This is a genomic window from Terriglobus sp. YAF25 (assembly GCF_052113305.1).
In the GTDB taxonomy this organism is placed as follows: domain Bacteria; phylum Acidobacteriota; class Terriglobia; order Terriglobales; family Acidobacteriaceae; genus Terriglobus.
Genome location: NZ_JBFRCY010000665.1, coordinates 1 through 6,878, shown reverse-complemented (window position 1 = coordinate 6,878; position 6,878 = coordinate 1). Strand labels below are relative to the sequence as shown.

The window sequence follows — 6,878 nt, the reverse complement described above, 5'->3', positions numbered from 1 at the left end:
TCAGTACTGTTGTCATCGACGAGGATGACGGAGAACTCTCCTGGATACTCCTGCGCGAGAAGCGAGCTAAGGCTGTGACCGATGTTTTCAGCCTCGTCGCGAGCCGGCACAACCACCGCGACCTTCGCATCAGCGGAGAGCATCTTGCCCTCTCGCAAGACAGGACCGGAGTTCCAGAAACGGCCATGGAGTGCAAGCAAGTACAACCAGGCGGCGCAGCAGACAGCAGCAAGAAAAATGATCATCGGTTCGATTTATTGTCTCGCGAGCTGCCGCGGTGTGGCTGTGTGTAGAACGTTGTACACTCATCGGCAACGATCAAACAGGGAGGTTGCATATGCGTCGTACCTGGATGCGGACGGCTGTGATTGCTGCTTTTGTACTTGCCTTCGGTTGTGTCACCACCTCATGTTTTGCCCAACAAACTGCCGAGCGTCAGATTCTGTTCGTCTGCGAACACGGGAATGTGAAGAGCCTTATGGCGGCCTCTTACTTCAATCAAAATATCCGCGAGTTCAATCTCCYATACCGCGCAGTGGCGCGTGGAAGTGCTCCTGATTCGACGACGGTGCCCGCCGCCATTGTGCAGGGCCTGGGGCACGACGGGATTGATGTGAGCACCTTTCAGCCCGCAAAGGTAAGTGCATCCGACATTGCTTCCCCAGTCCGTATCATCCTGATCGGAACATCGTTACCAGCCAATCTGCGGGTGAGTTYGAAAGCCCGGATTGAACAGTGGAACGATGTTCCACCGGCAAGTGTTGATTTTGAGGCAGCACGGGAATCTCTCAGGAAACACGTCCGGGAACTGATCGTGCAACTGCCCAGGCATTAGAGCTTCTAGGGGGCTGGAGCGAATACCCGAATTTCCGCGGCTTGCGATCCTTGCTTGCGGACGGCGAGATAGAGCCGATCCAGCTCTGGGGAATAGAGCCCCGTTCGCGCGCCACTGACGGTTTTCACGCGCCCGAGCTCTTCGTAATGATCCGGATCTTTCTGATGGAATACCGAAATCTCACCATCCCCTCCAATTGCGTAAATCCGCTGACGGCGCTGGTCCAGGAAGACGTCGTCGCAGTCGCCGGCAATGGAGAGGCTCGCAATCCTTTGGCCATGGTCGCTATTAAGGACGATTAAGCGTGCTGGAAACCGCGTCACTACGAAGAGCCGGTGGTTCGCCTCATCCAGGGCCATGGGATAGTTGGCAAGCGGACCTCCTGTTCCCCAGGAACTCAGAACTGACCTCGATTTGCGATCGACGACCGAGATCTTTCGGGAACGCGGCAGGTTGACGAAGATCCGTGATCCATCTTTCTCAAGCTGAAACGACTCCGGATGATCGCCAAGCGGAATGTCAATGAGTTTGGCGCCGTTCTGGTCAAATTCRCCGAGTGCTCCGGAGCCGTAACCGGCCCATATATGGCCGCTCTCTGAGTCATAGCGAAGATTGTCGGCATCGTCTCCATACGAGATCGAAGTGAGCGGCTTCCAGGATGCTGCATCGAATGCCCGTACCGATCCATCTTTGCCGTTGGCGACGAAGACCCGGTTCGTTGCGGGAACGAAGGTGACACCTTGCGGCTCCGCCAATCCAGTGATGGTATGAAGCCGCTTCTTCTCTCGAAGATCGATGACCTCCAGAGAGTTATTCCCCAAAGCGGCGACAAACAGGCGGCGGCCCTGAAGATCGATCGCAAGATGATCGATACGGCCCTGGACATCTGCAATCGGAATAGTGGACTCGAGACGCAGAAGTTCGCTTGTATTTGTCTGAGCGGTGGAGGCTTGAAAGGCGGTCGAAAGCAGGAGGACGGCCAGGCTGCCGGTAATACGTGCCACCATTGTTCTTCTCTCGTTCGTGTTTCTCATTATGACCTCCGTGGGTTTGCCCGATGCATGGCGTTAGAGTATTTTTCCTGTTGCTGGGTATTCCGTGAGGCGCGTGCAGCGGCGTTTTCATTGCGGAAAACGCCCATAGACGCACAAGCCCCGGACTACACCTACAGGAAACATGCTCTAGCGAAAGATCAATATTCCGATAAGTCCGGCGGTGATCACCACCAGAGGCTCTGGAAGCTTCCATTTCCAGAGGACACCGTAGGTTGCGGCAGCGATGATTACTCCGAGATAGCTGGTCACTGACTGGCGTGCGATAACAAAAATCGCACCGGCGATGGCGCCTGTAGCCGCCGCGGTAACGCCTTTGACAAAGGAGCGTAGAACCGTGTTCGCCGATAGCCTCCGGTAGATCGGAGCAAACAGGATCACCGCCAGATATACCGGCAGAAATACTCCGAGTGCCGCGAGAATCGCACCTACCAGGCCATCGGCGAGATAGCCGATAAAGGCTACCGTAATGACGACCGGACCGGGTGTAATCATGGCGACGGCAATCGCATCCAGAAACTGTTGCTCGGTCAACCAGTGATGGGGACCAGCCATACCGCCTCACGTCCTGTGAAGGCAGTGGTGGCGGCAAGAGTCGCGGCGATGACCCAAAGCAGCCGCTCCTTCTTGAGCGTGGTTTTCGCCAGCTTTGTCACGGAACGCACTATGATCGCGACCACAGCAGCGCCGACTCCATGGAAGGCAGCCTGCATCCAGGGCAAGCCATCGAACCGGATGTAGAGCAGCGAGATTATCAGTACCATCAGGAACGAAGGAGCGATGAACGCAACTCCGACGAGGCTGGCTCCCATGAATCCGGAGCGTACAAACCCCAGGTACATCGCCAGTTGTGCAGCCAACGGTCCAGGCAAAAGCTGAGATAGCGCGAGGCCTTCCAAATAGTCTTGCTGTTGGATGCCGTAACGCTCGCCGACCAGATCGCGCTCCATGCGAGCCGCAAGAGCGATCGGCCCCCCAAAACCTGCGGTCCCGAGTTGCAAGAAGTACAAAACGAACTTTGAAAGCGGTTGAACTTCAGTACTTTGTTCTTGCGTGCTCGGGGCCATGCGGTCATCTCCTTGTGCGTTGGGTGTTTGTCAGATCGAGTGCTGCCTTCAGGCCTTGCGCGAGGGTAACCGCGTCGGCATTGGCCCAGAAATGCATGAAGTAAAGATGGGGTTCATCGAAGAGCATGTGATTGTGCATCGCGGTCACTTCGATCCCATGTGTTCGCAGTGCCCGCAGCACGGGGTTCACTTCTTCTTTCAGAAGGACAAAATCTCCCGAGATCGCGGCTTTGCCTCCGCCGGTCGGCTGAAAGTTGATCGCAGTCGCCGTGCCCATTGCTGGAGGAATATCCATGCCGCTGTCCGAGATCTTTTCAGTCCTCGGAATGCTGAATTGAAGTATGCCGCCGCTGACTTTGCCCGCTACGCCAATGGATTGCTCAATCGCCTTCGTATCTAGCTCGATGGTAGGAGCAGAAGCTGAGGCGGGGCTTGCCGGTGCGGGCGCCGGTGTCTTCGTCAGTGCAAGAGCGGCATTCAGTGCGGTGGCAAGCTTAACCGGGTCGCCGTGTCCGGAGATGTGCATGTAGACGATATGGGGAGTTTCGCCCAGAAGATGGTTATGGATGGAGGTCTGCTCGATGCCATCCTGCTGCAGCTTGAGCATGACGGGTTCAATCTCATCTTCCGTAAGCACGAGATCTCCCATAACCATTGCTTCACTTCCCATCATCTTGAAAGCAGCCCACGATCCCAATGCGAGGCCGGGGGCGACCGTTGTGCCATCCTTGGTCACTTTCAAATCGCGCCGCGGCATCGAGTACTTGTAGACATCACCCGGTTGCATCTGCCCTGTGCGACCTCCCAGCGCTGCATCTACGGCCTTCCAATGGTCGGCCGGAGCCTGCGCCAGGAGCGGAGTACAAAGACATGCGATAGAGAAGACGATGTTGCGAGTGGTTTTCTTCATGGCTCCTTCTTTCCGGTTTGGTTTATGTCTTGCGCGAATCTTTCACGCGCACCTTGACCAAAATGGGTTGTGGCCACTTAACTCCCATTGGAGAGTTAGGTGACGTGGTACATCGCCTCAATCAGGTCCGCGCCGCGCCTGAGAAGCTCTTCATCGGAAAGCCCCTGCTTCGCCCATCCCTTGAGGACCTGGTTGATGGCGATGCCTTCCTGTCGGCCAAATTTAGGCTCTTCGAAGTCCGCATCATGAATGGCTTGTCCGATTCGCAGCACAGCCTTGTCACGAATCCCAAAGCGCACACAGAGAACTTCGAACGTGCAAAGCTCGCCTTCATGCGCGAATCCATGTCCCTGAAACATGTCGAATGGAATTGACTTCGGATGTGCCGCCGGATCAGGGCCAAAGATAAAACGAGCCTTTGGGTCAATGAATCGCTTGATGAGCCATGCTGAGGAGACACGGTCGATGCCTGGACGTGGCCTGGTCATCCATGTCTTAGATTGGAAGTCCGTCGCGGAAAGTTTTCCTGAGCTCAAGCGCGTCGTTTGTGGCCGCTCCAATAGATCAATCGCCTTTTCCGCATCCCCCTGCAGCGAAGACTGGAAGAAATCAATCTCTCGAATCTCTTCGAGGCGTCGCTTCAGACGGGCAAGCTGTGCTGTGGAGAGCTGACCTTTGCTCCTGCTCTCTTCGATATCTCCGAGCAGTGCTTCATAGTCTTTGTTTCGCTCATTCCGGAAGCTCTGCATTAACTCTTCCGGGCTAGGGTCATCGACTCGCTCGCTTTTTTCCCAGACAGATAAAAGATCAGCAGCAGCCAGCTTCCTTCTTTTGGCGTTTGTTTCTTTGCCATATCGATTCCGCGTTTGCCTCTTCAGAGCAATGGATTTTTTCCCGCATCTCATTGCGGATGCATTCCATCATATCGATGATATGAACATATCGTCGATTTGTTATGGTCTATCACTGACGATGAGGAGGTGTCAACTCGTTGCTGATTCATGAGCGGGCGCAGCGGGGCGCTGTTCACCGAGAAATGTTGTCATCCTGAACGTAGTGAAGGGCGCGGTCAGATCTGGCGTCGAGTACATAGGGAGTCACCACGATTACGAGCTGTGTGGTGCTCTTATCTAGCTTCGACTCTGTTGGCACAGCGGACGCCAGACCGCGAATGGCCCGTGTCTTGTGTTGCTGCTTGAGGACGTGGATGAAGTTGTCACGCTTGTTCTGGAGGTTTCAATCGGATATCTCTGCCCGAAGCGGAGCTTCCCGCTACTTCCATCTGCAAGCAGCAGTGTCTGCTCCTGTAGACGCTCAAGCTTTGACCGCTGCAGGCTGGCTTGGACTGACGCGGAATCGAATTGAACTCCAGTGGCTGTGCGCCCGCCCCCGAAGTAGACAGAAGAGCTTCCCAGCACCGAGCTGCCGGCATATCCGCCGGCGATCAATAGTGATGCAATCGTCAGGACGTCACCTTCAGAGGCGAGGCCTTCGCTAATAATCTCCTCGACGACCGACGCATTGTCCTGGATCAGCTTGTTGGCTTCCGTAAGCACATTGAAGAGGGTGAATTTCGTCGGGAGCTCGATGCCGGTTTTATGAGTATTGGTCGACGTAACGAGGTAAGAACGCATTACGAGGCGAATGCGTGGAGCGGGGCGATAGAGGTGCTCTGTGGTCCTGGAGATCTGGTCCAGCATCTCGGGATCTCCACGGACGGTAAGAAGGTCATCATGAAGAGATGCTCCTGGCAGCTCGAAAACCGTAGCGGCCAAACGAGAGATCACTTCCGATTCCTTGCTGTCGACTAGATCGTTGATGGAAATTGTGGCGATGCTTTTCTTCGAAAAGGCTGATCGATTCTCGGGAGTATCGGCAACCACAAGAGCAAGGTGTTCGTTAATCGGTACAAAGAAAGAGTTGGTCATCAGGCCGAGGACATAGCCTGCCGTTGACAGGTCAGCCCCCTCCACATCAAACCGGATAGACCGCTGAAGCGGAATCGATGGATGTGCCCACACAACATCGACGCCATAGGCGTGCAGAACTTGTTTGAGGATGGTCGCAGCATCTCCCTCAAGATGAAAGCTATGACAGCCCTGACAGGCAGGGTCGCGGAGCGATGATGAAGTTTGTGCGGCCTCTTGCCCAAAGAGACTAAGCGAGAAAGAGGCAGCGAGTGCGAACACTCCCGTTGTGATTCCGTGATGTCTCACACTACTTTGACGACGTTTGTCGACCACCACGTACAGCTCGACATTTTTCGACAGGGCACCTACGACGAAATGTGTTGGAACCCGTCAAAGCCAGTAACTACACGAGTCAGAAAGCAATCGTGCTCATAGTTTCGTGAGGTACGAGGCAAGGGCGATCTGTGTGGAGAGGGATGTTCATGTCGGAAGTATCTCCGCATCGTCTAGTGCTGATCGGCGTTTGTTGCTGCCTGATGATCACGGGGCCGGTGGTGGCTCAATCTGCGAAAGCGTTCTACAAACAAGGCGAGACGGCCGAAGCGAAAGATGACTTTGAGACAGCACTCAAAGCATATGGCCTCGCATACGCGAAGAAACCGGATGACCTGCGCTATAAGGTGGCCCGCGACCGGGTCCGTTTCAGTGCAGCGATTCAGCACATCCACCGCGGTGAGGCGCTCGAATCGGAAGGGCATCACAAGGAGGCACTGGTCGAGTTTCTCCGTGCACTGGAGATTGATCCAAGCAATCGGGCGGCCACGCAACAGGTAGTGCAGGTGAGAGATCAGCTCGATAAAGAAGCAGGGAAGCGGGCCTCCACCGGAGGTCCTACGGCGGAGGATCTCGATCGACCGGGCCCGCCTGTTCATCTGGCGCCGTTCTCAAAAGAACGGATTACGCTTCATATGACGGAAGGCGTAGGGACGCTCTATCAGACAGTCGGAAAGGTCGCCGGGATTAATGTTCTGCTTGATCCTGAGCTTCCGCTCAAACGGGTCTCTCTGGATCTTCAGGATGTCGGGATCGAGGAGGCTCTTCGTG

At 55.3% G+C, this 6,878-nt stretch carries 9 protein-coding genes; 2 read left to right on the top strand and 7 right to left on the bottom strand.

Going from position 1 to position 6,878, the window contains the following annotated elements:
• The coding region (locus AB4043_RS22050) for a glycosyltransferase (protein WP_442308102.1) at positions 1–245 on the bottom strand (245 nt) is incomplete at its 3' end.
• Between the two features lie 92 nt (positions 246–337).
• Between AB4043_RS22050 and AB4043_RS22045 the strand changes: the two genes are divergently transcribed.
• On the top strand, positions 338–835 hold the full coding sequence (locus AB4043_RS22045) for a hypothetical protein (protein WP_442308101.1): 498 nt from the start codon (positions 338–340) through the stop codon (positions 833–835).
• A 5-nt stretch (positions 836–840) separates the two neighbouring features.
• Here the strand turns inward: AB4043_RS22045 and AB4043_RS22040 are convergent, their stop codons facing one another.
• From AB4043_RS22040 to AB4043_RS22015, 6 genes are all read right to left on the bottom strand, one after another.
• On the bottom strand, positions 841–1,842 hold the full coding sequence (locus tag AB4043_RS22040) for a YncE family protein (protein ID WP_442300737.1): 1,002 nt from the start codon (positions 1,840–1,842) through the stop codon (positions 841–843).
• 174 nt (positions 1,843–2,016) lie between these two features.
• A complete protein-coding gene (locus AB4043_RS22035; protein ID WP_442308100.1) occupies positions 2,017–2,442 on the bottom strand; it encodes a chromate transporter in 426 nt (141 codons plus the stop codon).
• The gene (locus AB4043_RS22030) at positions 2,418–2,954 is read right to left on the bottom strand and encodes a chromate transporter (protein WP_442308099.1); all 537 of its coding nucleotides are present in this window, start codon (positions 2,952–2,954) and stop codon (positions 2,418–2,420) included. Before AB4043_RS22030 ends, AB4043_RS22035 begins: the two co-directional genes overlap by 25 nt.
• A gap of 4 nt (positions 2,955–2,958) precedes the next feature.
• On the bottom strand, positions 2,959–3,864 hold the full coding sequence (locus AB4043_RS22025; protein WP_442300739.1) for a DUF1259 domain-containing protein: 906 nt from the start codon (positions 3,862–3,864) through the stop codon (positions 2,959–2,961).
• A 95-nt stretch (positions 3,865–3,959) separates the two neighbouring features.
• On the bottom strand, positions 3,960–4,613 hold the full coding sequence (locus AB4043_RS22020) for a chromate resistance protein ChrB domain-containing protein (RefSeq protein WP_442308098.1): 654 nt from the start codon (positions 4,611–4,613) through the stop codon (positions 3,960–3,962).
• A gap of 381 nt (positions 4,614–4,994) precedes the next feature.
• A complete protein-coding gene (locus AB4043_RS22015) occupies positions 4,995–6,053 on the bottom strand; it encodes a hypothetical protein (RefSeq protein ID WP_442308097.1) in 1,059 nt (352 codons plus the stop codon).
• Between the two features lie 203 nt (positions 6,054–6,256).
• Between AB4043_RS22015 and AB4043_RS22010 the strand changes: the two genes are divergently transcribed.
• Positions 6,257–6,878 (top strand): tetratricopeptide repeat protein (locus tag AB4043_RS22010; RefSeq protein WP_442308096.1); only part of this gene is annotated, 622 nt, incomplete at its 3' end.